We start from the raw sequence: 17020 nt of genomic DNA on the forward strand, positions 1-17020 counted from the left end.
TATGTCTCGTATTGTTTATTTATCTCTCAACCCGCTACTCTCACATTTTGTGTGCGGCTAAGTTGTGGATGAAAAACAGTCAGATGTAAATACCCAATTTTAAACCCGCACTTTATAAGTTGCGGGTTTTTTGTCTAAAAAATACAGAAAAATGTACCGCACTTTCGGAGTGATTTAAGAAGGATATAAATTATGACAGATCGCGTTATTATTTTTGATACCACATTGCGTGATGGGGAACAGGCATTAAAAGCAAGTTTGACGGTAAAAGAGAAATTACAGATTGCTTTAGCACTGGAACGTTTAGGCGTGGATGTAATGGAAGTGGGGTTCCCCGTTTCTTCTCAAGGAGATTTTGAGTCTGTTCAAACCATTGCGCGTCATATCAAAAACTCTCGTGTTGCCGCATTATCTCGAGCTGTAGATAAAGACATTGATGCCGCATACGAGGCATTGAAAGTAGCTGAGGCATTCCGTATTCATACTTTTATTGCAAGTTCCGCATTGCATGTTGAGGCGAAATTAAAACGTTCTTTTGATGATGTGGTAGGAATGGCTGTTGCAGCAGTGAAACGTGCACGTAATTATACGGATGATGTTGAGTTCTCTTGCGAAGATGCCGGCCGTACAGGTATTGATAATATCTGTCGCATTGTTGAAGCCGCAATTAATGCGGGTGCAACCACCGTAAACATTCCAGATACCGTCGGTTTCTGCTTACCAAACGAATACGGCAATATCATTGCTCAAGTACGTAACCGTGTGCCAAATATCGACAAAGCTGTGATTTCTGTGCACTGCCACAATGACTTAGGTATGGCAACAGCCAACTCCTTAACTGCAGTACAAAATGGTGCTCGCCAAATTGAATGTACTATCAATGGTATCGGCGAGCGCGCAGGCAATACCGCCTTGGAAGAAGTTGTGATGGCAATGAAAGTTCGCCAAGAATTTATGGGCGTAGATACTCGTATCAATACTCAAGAAATTCACCGTGTTAGTCAAATGGTTAGCCAGCTTTGCAATATGCCGATTCAGCCGAATAAAGCCATTGTGGGTTCAAATGCTTTTGCGCACTCTTCTGGCATCCATCAAGATGGTATGTTGAAAAACAAAAATACTTACGAAATTATGTCTCCAGAAACGATCGGTTTGAAAAAAGAAAAATTGAATTTAACCGCTCGTTCCGGCCGTGCAGCAGTGAAGGGGCACATGACCGACATGGGCTACACCGAGCAAGATTACGATTTGGATAAATTGTACGATGCCTTCTTGAAATTAGCGGACAAAAAGGGCCAAGTGTTCGATTATGATTTGGAAGCATTGGCGTTTATTGATATGCAACAAGGCGATGAAGATCGTTTAGTGTTAGATAAACTTTCTGCACACTCCACTAAAGAATATCCAGCAACAGCCTTTGTTCAATTGAAATTAGATGGTGAAAAATTAAGTACGTCTTCAATTGGCGGTAACGGCCCGGTCGATGCGGTTTATAACGCTATCTTAAATTTAACTGGCTTAGAAATCAAAATGTCTCACTATAACTTAACCGCTAAAGGCGAGGGGGCAGAAGCATTAGGGCAAGTGGATATTGTGGTTGAACACGAAGGGCGTAAATTCCATGGTGTTGGTTTAGCAACAGACATCGTTGAATCTTCTGCACTTGCTTTAGTCCACGCGATCAATGCGATTTATCGAGCGCATAAAGTCGCCGATATTAAAAGCCACAAACATCATTAACCCAATCCCCCTCTTTAGCAAAGAGGGGTTAGGGGAGATTTGGCAGAAGTAACATCAACCTCAGTGGTGAATTTTATATCGTTAAAATCTCCTCCAGACCCTCTTCACAAAAGATGAGAGAAAATTAACCGCACTTTAGTGTGACTGAAATAGGAAAAATAATATGCAATCATACAACATCGCTGTTCTACCAGGAGACGGTATTGGCCCCGAAGTAATGGCTGAAGCCATTAAAGTATTAAACAAAATCCAAGAAAAATTTGGTTTTAAACTTAACTTTAACGAGTTTTTTGTTGGGGGCGCAGCTATTGATCACTGCGGTTGCCCATTACCAGCAGAAACCTTAAAAGGTTGTGATGAGGCTGATGCGATTTTGTTTGGGTCTGTAGGCGGCCCTAAATGGACAAATTTACCGCCCGATCAACAACCGGAACGCGGTGCATTATTGCCTTTGCGTAAACATTTCAAATTATTCTGTAATCTTCGTCCTGCAACCCTTTATAAAGGCTTGGAAAAGTTCTGCCCATTACGTGCAGATATTGCTGCAAAAGGCTTTGATATGATGGTAGTGCGTGAATTAACGGGAGGGATTTATTTCGGTCAGCCTAAAGGCCGTGACGGCGAAGGTGCACAAACCAAAGCATTCGATACCGAAGTTTATTACAAATATGAAATTGAACGCATTGCACGTGCGGCTTTTGAGGCAGCGATGAAACGCAATAAAAAAGTCACTTCTGTGGATAAAGCGAACGTATTGCAGTCTTCTATTTTATGGCGTGAAACCGTGACAGAAATGGCAAAAGACTACCCTGAAGTCACTTTAGAACACATTTATATCGACAATGCCACAATGCAATTAATCAAAGCACCAGAATCTTTTGATGTGTTACTTTGCTCTAACATTTTCGGTGATATTATTTCTGATGAAGCCGCGATGATCACGGGTTCTATGGGGATGTTGCCATCTGCTAGCTTAAATGAAGAAGGTTTCGGCTTATATGAGCCTGCTGGCGGTTCTGCACCAGATATCGCAGGCAAAGGCATTGCCAACCCAATCGCACAAATTCTTTCTGCGGCGATGATGTTGCGTTATAGCTTCAACTTAAACGAAGCAGCGGATGCCATTGAAAATGCCGTACAAAAAGTCTTAGCAAGTGGTCACCGTACGGGAGATTTAGCCGATGATTCTGCACCTGTTTCAACTGCGGAAATGGGTACGTTAATCGCTAACGCAATCTAATAAAAACAATTAAAGTGCGGTTTAAAACACTGTCAAATTTAACCGCACTTACTACTCTAACGAATTGAGAAAAATTATGGCAAAAACTCTTTACGAAAAATTATTCGATGCCCACGTGGTATACGAAGCTGAAGGCGAAACGCCAATTTTGTATATTAACCGTCATTTGATTCACGAAGTAACCAGCCCGCAGGCCTTTGATGGGTTACGTGTTGCAGGTCGCCAAGTGCGCCAAGTGAACAAAACTTTCGGCACAATGGATCACAGCATTTCTACTCAAGTACGAGATGTCAATAAACTTGAAGGTCAAGCGAAAATTCAAGTGTTAGAACTTGATAAAAATACCAAGGCGACGGGTATCAAATTATTTGATATGACAACGAAAGAGCAAGGCATTGTACATGTTATGGGGCCTGAACAAGGCTTAACTTTGCCAGGTATGACAATCGTCTGCGGTGACTCCCACACAGCTACTCACGGTGCTTTCGGTGCTTTAGCATTTGGTATTGGCACTTCTGAAGTGGAACACGTATTAGCCACTCAAACACTAAAACAAGCACGTGCCAAAAGCATGAAAATTGAAGTTCGTGGCAAAGTGGCACTGGGCATTACCGCAAAAGACATTATTCTTGCCATTATCGGCAAAACCACTATGGCAGGTGGCACAGGTCACGTTGTAGAATTTTGTGGCGAAGCCATTCGTGATCTTTCTATGGAAGGGCGTATGACCGTATGTAATATGGCAATTGAAATGGGCGCGAAAGCCGGCTTAATTGCACCAGATGAAACGACTTTCGAATACTTAAAAGGTCGTCCACATGCGCCAAAAGGTAAAGATTGGGATGATGCCGTTGCTTATTGGAAAACCTTAAAATCCGATGATGATGCAAAATTTGATACGGTCATCACATTAGAAGCCAAAGACATCGCACCACAAGTCACTTGGGGGACAAACCCAGGGCAGGTAATTTCTGTGAATGAAACCATACCAAATCCGCAAGAAATGGCAGATCCTGTACAACGAGCTTCGGCGGAAAAAGCCTTACATTATATTGGCTTGGAAGCTGGCACTAATTTAAAAGAAGTTAAAGTTGATCAAGTATTTATCGGATCTTGTACCAACTCACGTATTGAAGATTTACGTGCAGCAGCGGCGGTGATGAAAGGACGCAAAAAAGCCGATAACGTAAAACGGATTTTAGTGGTGCCAGGTTCCGGTTTAGTAAAAGAACAAGCGGAAAAAGAAGGTTTGGATAAAATCTTTATCGAAGCAGGCGCTGAATGGCGTAACCCTGGCTGCTCAATGTGTTTAGGGATGAATGATGACCGTTTAGGCGAATGGGAACGTTGCGCTTCCACTTCAAACCGTAACTTTGAAGGTCGCCAAGGCCGTAATGGTCGCACTCACTTGGTGAGCCCAGCCATGGCTGCTGCAGCGGGAATGTTCGGTAAATTCGTTGATATTCGTGATGTAACATTAAACTAAGGAGCAGAAAATGGCAGGATTTAAACAACTTTCAGGCTTAGTCGTACCATTGGATGCGGCAAACGTGGATACAGACGCGATTATTCCAAAACAATTTTTACAAGCCATCACTCGCGTAGGCTTCGGCAAACATTTATTCCATGAATGGCGTTATTTGGATATAGAAGGCACTAAGCCAAATCCAGAATTTGTCTTGAATTTTCCACAATATCAAGGTGCAACCATTTTATTAGCGCGTAAAAACCTTGGCTGTGGTTCGTCTCGTGAACATGCACCTTGGGCATTAGCAGATTATGGTTTTAAAGTAATGATCGCACCAAGTTTTGCGGATATTTTCTATAACAATAGCTTAAATAATCATATGTTACCGATTCGTTTAAGCGAAGAAGAAGTAGAAGAAATCTTCCAATGGGTGTGGGTAAATGAAGGCAAACAAATCCATGTGGATTTAGAAGCGATGACCGTAACCGTAGGTGACAAAGTCTATCACTTTAAACTGGATGAATTCCGCCGTCATTGTTTGTTAAACGGCTTGGATAATATCGGTTTAACCCTTCAGCATGAAGACAAAATCTCAGAATACGAGAAAAACATCCCAGCGTTCTTGCGCTAAAAAAGATAAAAGTTAAGTGTTTTTTATCTAACTCTAAAAGTTAGACTGTTAAATTAAGGACTGAGTTCTATACTATATGGGGCTTAGTCCTTTTAGTTTACACTGAGTACGCTCATGATTGTAATAATGAATGCACTCATGAATTATTTTTCTAGTTGATCAAAAGTATCAAATTGTTTTCCATTGTAGTCTTCCTTTTTTATTGTCCAAAGAAGCTCTCCGCCACCGTATTATCTAAACAATTTCTTTTTCTCGACATACTTTGTTGAATACCGTTTTTCAATAGGATTTATTGATAAGCTCTCATTTGATATTACCTTCTTTGGTCGCGCTACAGTGCAATAAAATCTATCCAATTATTGCATAATGGCTTTTCACTCCAGATATTGCTTGATTTAATGGGGGGCATTCAGCATTTTCTTTTATCATTTGAAAGAACAAATTGATAAAGATAAGACGATATCACAACAAATTATACGGATTATCGTGATAATCATGAATGTTACGTTTATCCTCTTATTACTCTAGCTCTAAGCCCTTCTCAACATCAATCATAAGAAAGTCCAACGTATGATAAATATATTGGACATTAAGGAGAATTACGACGATTTAATATTTGTTCGGGAGGTTGAAAATATGTTTGGATGAGAAAACAATTTTTACTGTGTTGAAGATAAAAATCCCTCACTTGTTGTTTGACAGATGGAGTGTATTTAGTCAATAAAAAATCTGCGCCTTAGTCAGTTGGTTGTTTAGTCCAACTTTAGGAGCAGATTATTTAGTCTTCTTTATTATTTGGTCATAATATAAATTATTGACGGTAATCCGACAAAAATCTTCCTAATTTTGTAATGGCTTCTTCAAGTTGATTCACATAAGGAAGAGTCACAACACGGAAGTGATCTGGCGAATGCCAATTAAATCCTTTACCGTGCACAAGTAGCACTTTTTCTTGGCGAAGTAAATCCAGCACCATTTTTTCATCACTGTGAATATTGAATTTTTTCACATCAATTTTTGGGAACATATACATCGCCCCCATTGGTTTCACGCAAGTAATACCTGGAATTTGAGTGATGAGATCGTAGGCTTTATTGCGTTGCTCAAGTAATCTGCCACCTGGCAAAATAAACTCATTAATACTTTGATAGCCACCAAGTGCGGTTTGAATTGCATGTTGCATTGGTACGTTAGCGCATAAACGCATTGATGCCAGCATATCCAAGCCTTCAATATAACCTTTCGCATTATGTTTTGGTCCGTTCAAAATCATCCAGCCTTGGCGGAAGCCTGCAACTCGATAAGCTTTTGATAAACCATTCAGCGTAACGGTTAATAAATCAGGAGCAAGCGCGGCAATGTGATGATGTACTGCGCCATCATATAAAATTTTGTCGTAGATTTCGTCGGCGAAGATAATCAAATTATTTTGGCGAGCGATTTCTACAATTTCTTGTAATAATTCTTTGCTATACACTGCACCCGTTGGGTTGTTCGGGTTGATGATGACAATCGCTTTAGTTTTCGCATTCACCTTGGCTTTAATATCATCAATAGCGGGAAACCAATTTGCTTCTTCATCACAAAGGTAATGAACAGCTTTACCGCCAGAAAGTGTTACCGCAGCAGTCCAAAGAGGATAATCAGGCATCGGCACAAGTACTTCATCGCCATCATTAAGTAATGCTTGCATGGCCATTGTGATAAGCTCAGATACGCCGTTACCAATATATACATCATTGACGGTCGCGCCATGAATCCCTTTTGATTGGTAATATTGAACAATTGCTTTACGAGCAGAATATAAACCTTTTGAATCACAGTAGCCTTGCGCTGACGGCAAATTACGCAATACGTCAACCAAAATTTCATCAGGTGCTTCAAAGCCGAAAGGTGCGGGATTGCCGATATTAAGTTTTAAAATTTTATTGCCTTCTTCTTCTAAGCGTAGTGCTTCTTTGTGCACTGGCCCGCGAATGTCATAACATACGTGTTCTAATTTGTCGGATTTTGGGAATAATCGCATAGTGAAATCCTTTTGTTTCTAATAAATTTTTCGAGAAAAGTGCGGTTAATTTACGCTGAATTTTCAATATTGAAAAGATTTTGTAAAAAAATTTTTTGTCATTAACAATCTGCGGTAGAATACGACTAATTTTTTGTGTATTTAAAACAAAATCTAATGAATAATTTAGCGCAGGCAATAGGCGAGTTAAAATCGCAAATTCACGCATATTTACAGCAATCAAAGAATGAACTTGTCCGTTTTCAGGTGAAACTGGACAAGGTCGATTTGTTGGCGTGGCTGAAAGGTCAATCTGCGTATCCACAATTTTATTTACATTTTCGTGATGAACCAAAAGCATTGGCTGCTCTTGGTGAAGAGCGGTCATTTTCACAGTTAAATTTAGCGCAAGAGTTTATTGAAAAAAGTGGTTTTCCACTGGTAGGCGGTTTGCAATTTCAAGGTACCGCACAATTTGTATTACCCAAAATTCTTGTTGAACAGGATGAGAAAGGTGCATTGGTATCATTTTTTGTGAAAGATGAGCAAAGTGCGAATGATACTTTAGCTCACCTCAAAACTTTTGAAAATCTCACCGCACTTTCTGCTTTGCCAAAACAGATTCCTTTGCATACAGAGCCTCGAGCGAATGAAAGAACTTGGTATGATTGGGTAAATCAGGCTTTGGTAGAAATTAAAAGTGGGGAACTGACAAAAATTGTTTTAGCCAATGAAACCACTTTTCATTTAAAGCAAGCGATTAATGCGTACGATTTTTTAGCAGAAAGCGAAAAACAAAATCAAGGTTGTTATCATTTTTTGTGGGCTGAAAATCTTCATTCGGTTTTTGTTGGCTCTACGCCAGAACGTCTATTTGCTCGTGAGTATAACTTGTTGCTAACCGAAGCTTTGGCAGGGACAGCATCGGTTTCTGAAAGTGAGGAAGAAACTAAATCTCAAGCCAATTGGTTATTAAATGACGAGAAAAATTTAAAAGAAAATTGGTTGGTTGTAGAAGATATTTCACAGAATTTACATAATCAAGTAGAAAGTTTTGATGTAAGCAATGTGGAATTGAAACCGTTACGCAAAGTACAACATTTGATTCGTAAAATTCGTGCAAATTTGACCGCACATTATGCGGATGTAAATATATTAAAAGCCATTCATCCTACAGCTGCAGTATCTGGTTTGCCACAGCAACAAGCCAAAATGATTTTGTCAGAAATCGAAACCTTTAATCGTGGCTGGTATGCGGGAACATTGGGTGTGATGAGTGATGCATGTTCAGAGTTTTGTGTGGCGATTCGTTCCGCCTTTATTGAAGGTCATCGTATTCGTGTATTTGCTGGCGCGGGCATTGTGGCAGGCTCACAGCCATTGGAAGAATGGAAAGAAATTGAACGTAAAGCAGCAGGGTTGATTTCCTTGTTTGCAGAAGAAAAATGATAACGGAGAAAAAAATGTCGGTAAGCGTGTTTAATCGTTGTTGGTCGAAAGTGATTTTAGAAACCTTGGTGCGCCAAGGCGTTTCTCACGTTTGTATCGCGCCAGGTTCGCGTTCGACACCTTTAACTCTTGAAGCTGTACGTTTGCAAAATGCGGGTTCAGTCAATTGCCATACGCATTTTGATGAACGTGGTTTAGGTTTTTTTGCCTTGGGTATTGCTAAAGCAACTCAATCATCTGTTGCCATTATTGTGACATCAGGCACGGCGACTGCAAACCTTTATCCTGCCATTATTGAAGCACGCCAAACAGGTGTTAATTTATTTGTTTTGACTGCTGATCGCCCACCAGAACTTTGGGAGTGTGGTGCAAATCAGGCTATTTTGCAGCAAAATATGTTTGGTCAGTATCCGGTTGAAAATGTTAATTTACCTAAACCGAACGCTGATTACTCTGCGCAATGGTTGATTTCTCTGCTTGAACAAGCTGCTTTCCAACAAAAACAACAGGGTGGCGTTGTTCATATTAATGTGCCATTTGCCGAGCCTCTTTATGATGCAACTGATGAGGCTGTAGATTCTCACCCTTGGCTGCAGCCGTTACAACGCTGGTTAATTCAAACTAAGCCTTGGATGAAGGTGGAAGCGCAACAGAACGAAGTATTAATGCATGAAAATTGGGATCATTGGCGCACTAAGCGTGGTGTCGTTATGGTTGGTCAATTACCTGCAGAACAAGCGATGGGCATTAATTCTTGGGCAAGTGCTATGGGCTGGGTGTTACTGACGGATATTCAATCTGGTGTTGTTCCAACGACGCCTTATGAAGATATTTGGCTAGCAAACCAAACTGTTCGTGAAAAACTTCTGCAAGCTGATATTGTTATTCAATTTGGTGCACGCTTTATTAGTAAACGAATTAATCAATTCTTACAGGCGTTTAAAGGTGAATTTTGGTTGGTTGAACAAAGCGGTAAAGCACTAGATCCTTATCATCATTCGCTTACTAGATTTAATGCTAAAGCACATCATTGGTTGCGTGCACATCCTCCTTTACGCCAAAAGCCTTGGTTACTTGAGCCGTTAGCTTTATCTAAGTTCTGTGCGACTTTTATTGAACAGCAAGTAGGCGGAAATTTAACGGAAGCCTCGCTCGCATTGCGTTTACCAACACTTTTACCTTATAACGGTGTTTTATTTTTAGGTAATAGTTTACTTGTTCGTCTGGTTGATGCACTAACACAATTACCAGAAAGTTATCCTGTTTATACGAATCGTGGTGCGAGTGGAATTGATGGTTTGTTGGCTACTGCTGCTGGAATTGGTATCGGTTCAAATAAACCTGTTGTTGCAGTGATTGGCGATACGTCCACTTTATATGATCTAAATTCTTTCGCATTATTCAAAAACGTTACGCAACCAACGGTAATCTTTGTGATCAATAATAATGGTGGCGCGATTTTTGATATGTTACCTGTGGATGAACAAGTCAAAGATCAGTTCTATCGATTACCACATAATGGTGATTTTTCTCAAATCGCGGCAATGTTCGATCTCAAATACGCTCATCCTTATACTTGGGCGGATCTTAATTCCGTTGTTAAACAGGCTTATAGTCGTCGCAAGGCAACGTTAATTGAAATTAAAACGAGTCCGAGTGATGGTAGTAGTTTGTATAAACGCTTAATCGAGCAAATTAGTCACGCTGTGATTGGTGCTTAAGTATTATGTAGGCGGGCTTTAGTCCGCATATTTTATTATTTTCTATCAATAATCCCTTCAATGATAAACATCATTTTTCTTCACGGACTTCTTGGTACAAAAAACGATTGGCAAAAAGTCATTGAAAATCTACCGTACTTTAATTGTATTGCGCTAGATTTACCTTTTCACGGGCAAGCTAAAGACATTGAAGTCACAAATTTTGAAGAAACGGCGAAGTATTTATCTCAACAAATCAAAAGTGCGGTGAAAAATGAACCCTATTTTCTTGTTGGGTATTCTTTAGGCGGACGGATCGCTTTGTATTATGCACTGCAAGCTCAGGTGGAACGATATAATTTGCAAGGCGTTATTTTAGAAGGGGCGAATCTAGGTTTAAAAACTGACGAGGAAAAGCAGGCTCGTTTTCAGCAGGATTTTGCGTGGGCGCAACGTTTTATACAAGAACCACCAGACAATGTATTAAATGATTGGTATCAACAGCCAGTGTTTTCTCATTTGACCGCAGAAGAAAGACTGCAGTTAGTTGAAAAACGAAAATCAAATTGTGGTGAAAATATTGGCAGGATGTTGCTGGCGACAAGTCTATCTAAACAATCTGATTTTAGTGAAAAAGTGCGGTTAAGTTCTTTGCCATTTTTTTATTTTTGTGGCGAACGAGATCATAAATTTCAAACTATTGCCAAAGAAAATCAAATTGATTTAGTAACTATTCCTTCCGCTGGGCATAATTCACATTTAGAAAATTCAAAATATTTCTCTAAAAAAATAGAAAATTGTGTATTAAAAATTGATAGACCTTAGTTAAAATGCTAGGATCCAATCCTTTCTATTTATAATAAACTACTAAGGAAACACAATGTCTACACAACTTCGTAATAATCCGATGAAAGTGGCGTTAGCCTCGATGGTCGGTACGGCAATCGAATTTTTTGATTATTATATTTATGCGGCTGCCGCTGTATTAGTTTTCAATACGCAATTCTTCCATAGCGATGATCCGCTTTCTAATGATTTACTTTCTCTTTCTACGCTTGCTTTAGCATTCTTTGCACGTCCAATTGGTTCCGCATTATTTGGTCACTTTGGCGATAAAATTGGTCGTAAAAAAACCTTGGTTGCCTCACTTGTTTTAATGGGTGGTTCAACAGTGGTAATTGGTTTACTTCCTAACTATGCTCAAATCGGTATCTGGGCGCCAATTTTGCTTTGCGTATGCCGTGTTGGTCAAGGAATTGGACTCGGTGGTGAATGGGGAGGTGCAGCTTTAGTCGCCACAGAAAATGCGCCAGAAGGCAAACGAGCATGGTACGGTACGTTCCCTCAATTAGGTGCGCCAATTGGCTTATTTGTAGCGAATGCAACATTCTTCTTAGTTAGCTATTTGCTCGGGCAAAATGCCCTTGTGGAATGGGCATGGCGTATTCCGTTTGTATCTTCCGTTTTATTGGTCGCTGTTGGCTTATATGTTCGCTTAACTTTGCATGAAAGCCATGTATTTGTGGAAGCGGAGCAAAAAGGTAAAAAGTTGAATGCACCAGTGAGTGTTGTTTTTACTAAACACTTAAAACCAATGGTTATTGGCACATTTATCATGGTGGCAACTTATTCTCTGTTTTACATTATGACGGCTTTTGCTCAGGCATATTCTCGAACAGCACCAAAGCTTTCTGAAGCAGGTTATGCGCTTGGCTTAGGTATCCCTGCAAATACCTTTACTGGCCTGTTATTAATTAGTGCCATTGTATTTGGTATCTTTATCAGTATTTCTGGTGTTTATGCCGATAAAATTGGTCGCCGTAAATGGTTGATTTGGGTGACTGTAGCTGTTGGCGTGCTCGGTTTAACCATGCCATTCTTCCTAGAAAATGGTACCCCAATGAGCGTATTTGTATTTTTAGTGATTGGTATGGCGATCATGGGGATGACATTTGGTCCAATGGCTGCGCTATTACCAGAATTATTTCCAACGGAAGTGCGTTATTCAGGCGCATCTCTCGCCTATAATTTAGCATCAATTATTGGTGCAACGATTGCGGCGATGATTTCTTTAAAAATTAATGCGTCATTTGGTGTGATGGGCGTGGGTATTTATTTAGCAATCAATGCCCTCATGACTCTATTGGCATTATTAGCGTCAAAAGAAACTAAAAATGTAGATTTAACACAAATCTAATCCTAGTTAAGAAAAAAGAGCGGTGAAAATTTGATCTGCACTCTAAAAGTTGGACTCAACAACCAACAATTGAGGTGCAGATTTTTTTATGGGTAAATATTACACAATAGAATTTAAATTACAGTCTTTCTACTCTATTTTGAATGGGAAAATGAGTATCAGAGAAGCTGCGTGTTTTTACAATATTCCTTCCAACTCCCTAGTCTGTACGTGGTTGAAACGGTTTGAAAAAAGTGGCATAAAAGAACTTATTCCCCGTAAACCATCAGGACGACCGCCGATGAAACCCAAATATGCAAAAATGCCACCTCTACCCAAAACTGAAGAAGAGCCTTTACGCCTGAGAATTTTACAGCTTGAAGCCTACCTAAATGAATTGAGAAGGCTCAGATTTCAGTACGAAGCCGAGTAAAGGAAATTATCCAAAGGTTAAGAACGCATTACCCATTAAAATGGCTTTTAGGATTTGTACGGTTAGCACGTAGTGCATTTTTTGCTAAACTTCAGATTAAACTGGATAAGGGGCGTAGCTGAAAAAGGCCATTAAACGCATCAAAGCCAATCATCCTGATTATGGCTACCGAAGTGTTCAGCCTGTCTGCCAACGTTAAATCACAAGAAAATCCAGCTTCTAATGCGGTACTCGGACGCCAAGTGCGGTTAAGAAAACGCAAGAAATTCATGACCTATTGAGGCACAATAGGCCATATTGCCCCGAATCGTTTTGAGCGTAATTTTACGATAACTGCCCCGAATCAAAAATGGGTAACGGTAAAGCAAAAGATGGGGCACAAGTCAATGTTAAACATGGCGGGCAAACGCCAGAATAAGGTTGAGGGCTTGATTTAACATTCAGACCAAGACTGGCAGTATCAGATGAGTGCTTATCGTAGAATATTTGCCGAGCAGGGTATAACTCAATAAAACGAAAGAATAGATAGGTGATAGGTAAGGGATTATTTTGACTATTATAACCACCGTCGAATCCAACTGAAATTAAAAGGACTGAGTCCGATACAATATTGTTGTCAGTCCTTGAATTAATCGTCCAGATTTTTTTGGGGGGCAGATCATTTTTTGACTAAATTTATTTAGCCATTTTTATCTTTAGCGGCTTTATAAAGCTCCATCGCTTCAGGTAATAAACGTTGTAAGTTTTCTTGACGAGACTGATCACTAGGATGAGTAGAAGCTAACACATCAAGAGCCCCCCGAGAACCACCAGACACTTTTGCCATTTTTTGCCACAATCCTGGCGCCACTTGTGGGTTGTATCCAGAACGAGCCATTAACATTAATCCCACTTCATCTGCTTCAGTTTCAGCACTACGAGAATAAGGTTTGTCTAAAGCAAAATCTTTAGTAAGCGAAACCAAATCAGTCACATCCGTCCCAACTGCAATAGATAATGCAGTCCCTCCAATGGCGCCAACAATATTACTCACGGTTCCAAAGTTAGTTTTAGCTTTACCATGCTCTTTTAATGCATGCGCCATTTCATGCCCCATTACCACTGCGATTTCATTATCATTAAGTTGTAAAGTATCAACCAACCCAGTATAGAATGCCATTTTACCGCCCGGCATTGCCCAAGCATTCAATTCTTTTGACTTAATCACATTAATTTGCCAGTTAAATTGCTGTCCGGTTTCATTAGCTTGGTTTGCATAATTCACCATTTTATGAAACACATGGTGAATTCGTTTTGCGGTATTTGATGAAGTATCAATTGCCCCCTGAGTACGAATTTTTCCCATTTCTTGAGCATAACTACTCGCTGCCTCTCGATTTATAGAAGCCGAGTCAGCACAAGCTGTGATAAGTGAACTAGCTAATAGCGCAAAAGCAAAACTTTTAAGTTGTTTTTTCATAAGTGATCCTTTTTTGAACTGACGCAGATTATATGAATTTATTATTTTTTGTCGATATAAATATATTGCACTTTCCTTTTGCACTACTATAATAGTGCAAATTTATTTTAGAGGCATTTTATGACACAACAAAAATCCCCTTCTCTCTTAGGTGGTGCGATGATCATCGCGGGTACAGCTATTGGTGCGGGCATGCTGGCTAACCCAACTTCAACGGCTGGTGTATGGTTTATTGGTTCGATTCTCGCTTTAATTTATACTTGGTTTTGTATGACAACATCAGGATTAATGATCCTAGAAGCTAATCTACATTATCCAACAGGTTCAAGTTTTGACACCATTGTTAAAGATTTATTAGGAAAAACTTGGAATATTATCAATGGTCTTTCCGTTGCGTTCGTCTTGTATATTTTGACTTATGCCTACATCACCTCAGGCGGAGGCATTACCCAAAATCTGTTCAACCAAGCATTCAGTTCTGCTGAAAGTGCGGTGGATATTGGAAGAACTTCAGGCTCTTTAATTTTCTGCCTTATCCTTGCAGCCTTCGTGTGGCTTTCAACCAAAGCTGTGGATCGTTTCACAACCATGTTAATTGTCGGGATGGTAGTTGCTTTTTTCCTTTCTACTACCGGTTTATTAAGCTCTGTAAAAACAGAAGTTTTATTCAATACCGTTGCTGAAGGCGAGCAAATATATTTACCTTATTTATTCACCGCACTTCCAGTGTGCTTAGTGTCTTTTGGTTTCCATGGAAATGTGCCGAGCTTAGTAAAATATTACAACCGTGATGGTCTACGAGTTATGAAATCAATCTTCATCGGTACGGGATTAGCACTCGTAATTTATATTTTATGGCAACTTGCTGTGCAAGGTAATTTGCCACGCAACGAATTTGCTCCAGTAATTGAAAAAGGCGGTGATGTTTCCGCATTACTAGAGGCATTACATAAATATATTGAAGTGAAATACCTTGCCGTCGCATTAAATTTCTTTGCTTATATGGCGATTGCCACATCATTCTTAGGCGTAACTTTAGGTTTATTTGACTATATTGCTGATCTGTTTAAATTTGACGACAGCTTATCTGGTAGAACAAAAACCACATTAGTCACATTTTTACCACCGCTATTATTAAGTTTACAATTTCCTTATGGCTTTGTTATTGCCATTGGTTATGCAGGATTAGCAGCAACCATTTGGGCTGCAATCGTACCTGCACTTCTTGCTAAAGCAAGCCGTCAAAAATTCCCAAATGCGACTTATAAAGTTTACGGTGGCAATTTTATGATTGGATTCATCATCCTATTTGGCATATTAAACATTGTGGCACAAGTTGGAGCAAACTTAGGATGGTTTGCCAATTTTACAGGATAAGTTTTACTCGATACAATAAGGGCGTATAACTGATTAACCCTCAAAAAGTTAGATTGTTAAATTAAGGACTGAGTTCTGTAACTCACAGGGCTTAGTCCTTTGATTTTACACTGAAAGCAATTTTTACTGTGTTAAAGATCAAAAATTGATCACTTGTTGTTTAAATGACGGGGGGGATTTAACCATAAAAAATTTGCACCTTAATCAGTTGATTGTTTCGTTCAACTTTTGGGGTGCAAATCATACATAGGGCTTTGCCATCTAGAACGATAACTCAAAGAGGCGTATTAAAAACTAAAACTTAGTTTTACTTCAGCAGCTTTTTGTTTCTCTGCTTGTTTCGCTTTTGTTAATCCGCCAATTAAACTTAATTTTACATTATGGTATTTCAATTTAAGGCCAGCATTATATTGTTGTTGATTTTCAACGTTGTAAGCAAAATCATATCCATTTACATTAATTTTTCCGTTTCCTTGATTTACATCATATCGAGCAAACAAAATTGGTGTAATAGAAAACTCGCCTAAGTTATAGGTATAACTTAAATCAAGTTGAGCAAAGGTTGTTTTGACGGATATAGGGTTTACTCTAATGCGATCTTGACCTAATGCAAAATTAGAGCTTGATAAGTAGCCATAACGAATACCTACACTTGGTTTAACCCCAAAATTCCCTATGTTAAACGCTTTGCCAGCTATTAGGCCTATTTGTGTGGTATAACGATCAAATTTAGCATTATTATTGGTTTGTAGGTTGCTTTGGAACTTGCCGTAGCCTAAATCAATGCCCAAATACCAATGATTATCCGCATAATATTTAGAATAGAAATTAACTTGTGCTAGAGTATTTTTACTTGTTGCCTCATCAAGGCTGTTACTATTCCGAACATAAGTCAATATACCACCTAGTTGAATATTTCTCGTCACAGATTTCTCTAAGCCTAATTGGCTTCTTACACTTTGAGAACTAAAACGACGATATTGGCTTGAGGAATAATTTTCGTTCATCGAAGAATTAGATACCCAAACGCTATATTGCCCCTCATTATTCATTTCTAGTTGATTAATATGTTGAGAAATCGTTTTTCCAACATTTAATGCAACAAATTGTGCTTTTGCCATTGAGTCAGAAAGTACAGCATTGGTATTTTTACTAATGAGATCGCGTTGTTCATTCTGAGGTAATTTTTCAGCTTTACGAACTTCTTCAGCTTTACGAACTTCTTCAGCTTTACGAGCATCTTCAGCTTTACGAGCTTCTTTAGCTTTACGAGCTTCTTCAGCTTTACGAGCTTCTTCAGCTTTACGAGCTTCTTCAGCTTTACGAGCTTCTTCAGCTTTAC

The 17020-nt window shown here is 39.3% G+C and carries 14 protein-coding genes and 2 pseudogenes; 11 read left to right on the forward strand and 5 right to left on the reverse strand.

From position 1 onward, the window contains the following. Positions 1-192: 192 nt before the first annotated feature. The 4 genes from leuA to leuD all read left to right on the forward strand — a co-directional run bounded on the left by leuA (position 193) and on the right by leuD (position 5079). Positions 193-1740, forward strand: a complete 1548-nt coding sequence (gene leuA / locus AAX15_RS01255) for a 2-isopropylmalate synthase (protein ID WP_046938745.1) — start codon at positions 193-195, stop codon at positions 1738-1740. 163 nt (positions 1741-1903) lie between these two features. Further along, positions 1904-2980: a 3-isopropylmalate dehydrogenase gene (gene leuB / locus AAX15_RS01260; protein WP_046938746.1), complete on the forward strand. Its 1077-nt coding sequence runs from the start codon at positions 1904-1906 to the stop codon at positions 2978-2980. Positions 2981-3056: 76 nt separating this feature from the next. After that, complete coding sequence (leuC, locus tag AAX15_RS01265; protein ID WP_046938747.1) at positions 3057-4466, forward strand: 3-isopropylmalate dehydratase large subunit; 1410 nt, start codon at positions 3057-3059, stop codon at positions 4464-4466. A 10-nt stretch (positions 4467-4476) separates the two neighbouring features. Further along, positions 4477-5079 (forward strand): 3-isopropylmalate dehydratase small subunit, encoded by a 603-nt coding sequence (gene leuD, locus AAX15_RS01270; RefSeq protein WP_046938748.1) that lies wholly within the window; start codon positions 4477-4479, stop codon positions 5077-5079. Between the two features lie 72 nt (positions 5080-5151). Here leuD and AAX15_RS09205 read toward each other — a convergent pair. The 3 genes and pseudogenes from AAX15_RS09205 to AAX15_RS01280 all read right to left on the reverse strand — a co-directional run. Beyond that, positions 5152-5392 (reverse strand): annotated as a pseudogene (locus AAX15_RS09205) (transposase); the annotation flags it as partial. 498 nt (positions 5393-5890) lie between these two features. Continuing rightward, positions 5891-7105, reverse strand: a complete 1215-nt coding sequence (locus AAX15_RS01275; RefSeq protein WP_046938749.1) for a pyridoxal phosphate-dependent aminotransferase — start codon at positions 7103-7105, stop codon at positions 5891-5893. Continuing rightward, complete coding sequence (locus AAX15_RS01280) at positions 7059-7472, reverse strand: hypothetical protein (protein WP_230599583.1); 414 nt, start codon at positions 7470-7472, stop codon at positions 7059-7061. The genes AAX15_RS01275 and AAX15_RS01280 overlap by 47 nt, the downstream gene beginning before the upstream one ends. Here AAX15_RS01280 and AAX15_RS01285 point away from each other — a divergent pair. The 6 genes and pseudogenes from AAX15_RS01285 to AAX15_RS09700 all read left to right on the forward strand — a co-directional run. Further along, the gene (locus AAX15_RS01285; protein ID WP_230599584.1) at positions 7376-8533 is read left to right on the forward strand and encodes an isochorismate synthase; all 1158 of its coding nucleotides are present in this window, start codon (positions 7376-7378) and stop codon (positions 8531-8533) included. The genes AAX15_RS01280 and AAX15_RS01285 overlap by 97 nt on opposite strands. Before the next feature lie 14 nt (positions 8534-8547). Next, a complete protein-coding gene (gene menD / locus AAX15_RS01290; protein WP_046938753.1) occupies positions 8548-10254 on the forward strand; it encodes a 2-succinyl-5-enolpyruvyl-6-hydroxy-3-cyclohexene-1-carboxylic-acid synthase in 1707 nt (568 codons plus the stop codon). A 60-nt stretch (positions 10255-10314) separates the two neighbouring features. Further along, positions 10315-11058 carry a 2-succinyl-6-hydroxy-2,4-cyclohexadiene-1-carboxylate synthase gene (menH, locus tag AAX15_RS01295; RefSeq protein WP_046938755.1) on the forward strand — a complete coding sequence of 248 codons (744 nt, stop codon included), beginning with the start codon at positions 10315-10317 and terminating at the stop codon, positions 11056-11058. A 55-nt stretch (positions 11059-11113) separates the two neighbouring features. Next, positions 11114-12430: an MFS transporter gene (locus AAX15_RS01300; RefSeq protein WP_046938757.1), complete on the forward strand. Its 1317-nt coding sequence runs from the start codon at positions 11114-11116 to the stop codon at positions 12428-12430. Positions 12431-12518: 88 nt separating this feature from the next. Further along, the gene (locus tag AAX15_RS01305; protein WP_046938758.1) at positions 12519-12842 is read left to right on the forward strand and encodes a helix-turn-helix domain-containing protein; all 324 of its coding nucleotides are present in this window, start codon (positions 12519-12521) and stop codon (positions 12840-12842) included. Between the two features lie 536 nt (positions 12843-13378). Then, positions 13379-13474, forward strand: a pseudogene (locus AAX15_RS09700) (IS3 family transposase); the annotation flags it as partial. Between the two features lie 47 nt (positions 13475-13521). Here the strand turns inward: AAX15_RS09700 and AAX15_RS01310 are convergent. Next, complete coding sequence (locus tag AAX15_RS01310) at positions 13522-14301, reverse strand: M48 family metallopeptidase (protein WP_005634227.1); 780 nt, start codon at positions 14299-14301, stop codon at positions 13522-13524. Between the two features lie 120 nt (positions 14302-14421). Between AAX15_RS01310 and mtr the strand changes: the two genes are divergently transcribed. Then, on the forward strand, positions 14422-15678 hold the full coding sequence (gene mtr, locus AAX15_RS01315; protein WP_046938760.1) for a tryptophan permease: 1257 nt from the start codon (positions 14422-14424) through the stop codon (positions 15676-15678). A 287-nt stretch (positions 15679-15965) separates the two neighbouring features. Here mtr and AAX15_RS01320 read toward each other — a convergent pair. Beyond that, on the reverse strand, positions 15966-17020 hold a 1055-nt coding region (locus AAX15_RS01320), incomplete at its 5' end, for an autotransporter outer membrane beta-barrel domain-containing protein (protein WP_046938761.1).

It is taken from the genome of Haemophilus haemolyticus (assembly GCF_001008275.1).
Taxonomy (GTDB): domain Bacteria; phylum Pseudomonadota; class Gammaproteobacteria; order Enterobacterales; family Pasteurellaceae; genus Haemophilus; species Haemophilus haemolyticus_P.

Excerpts from the sequence above, each read along its gene's own strand:
- leuA (WP_046938745.1), top strand. The coding sequence starts at position 193 with ATGACAGATCGCGTTATTATTTTTGATACCACATTGCGTGATGGGGAA.
- leuB (WP_046938746.1), top strand. The coding sequence starts at position 1,904 with ATGCAATCATACAACATCGCTGTTCTACCAGGAGACGGTATTGGCCCC.
- leuC (WP_046938747.1), top strand. The coding sequence starts at position 3,057 with ATGGCAAAAACTCTTTACGAAAAATTATTCGATGCCCACGTGGTATAC.
- leuD (WP_046938748.1), top strand. The coding sequence starts at position 4,477 with ATGGCAGGATTTAAACAACTTTCAGGCTTAGTCGTACCATTGGATGCG.
- AAX15_RS01275 (WP_046938749.1), bottom strand. The coding sequence starts at position 7,105 with ATGCGATTATTCCCAAAATCCGACAAATTAGAACACGTATGTTATGAC.
- AAX15_RS01280 (WP_230599583.1), bottom strand. The coding sequence starts at position 7,472 with ATGACCGCTCTTCACCAAGAGCAGCCAATGCTTTTGGTTCATCACGAA.
- menD (WP_046938753.1), top strand. The coding sequence starts at position 8,548 with ATGTCGGTAAGCGTGTTTAATCGTTGTTGGTCGAAAGTGATTTTAGAA.
- menH (WP_046938755.1), top strand. The coding sequence starts at position 10,315 with ATGATAAACATCATTTTTCTTCACGGACTTCTTGGTACAAAAAACGAT.
- AAX15_RS01300 (WP_046938757.1), top strand. The coding sequence starts at position 11,114 with ATGTCTACACAACTTCGTAATAATCCGATGAAAGTGGCGTTAGCCTCG.
- AAX15_RS01305 (WP_046938758.1), top strand. The coding sequence starts at position 12,519 with ATGGGTAAATATTACACAATAGAATTTAAATTACAGTCTTTCTACTCT.
- AAX15_RS01310 (WP_005634227.1), bottom strand. The coding sequence starts at position 14,301 with ATGAAAAAACAACTTAAAAGTTTTGCTTTTGCGCTATTAGCTAGTTCA.
- mtr (WP_046938760.1), top strand. The coding sequence starts at position 14,422 with ATGACACAACAAAAATCCCCTTCTCTCTTAGGTGGTGCGATGATCATC.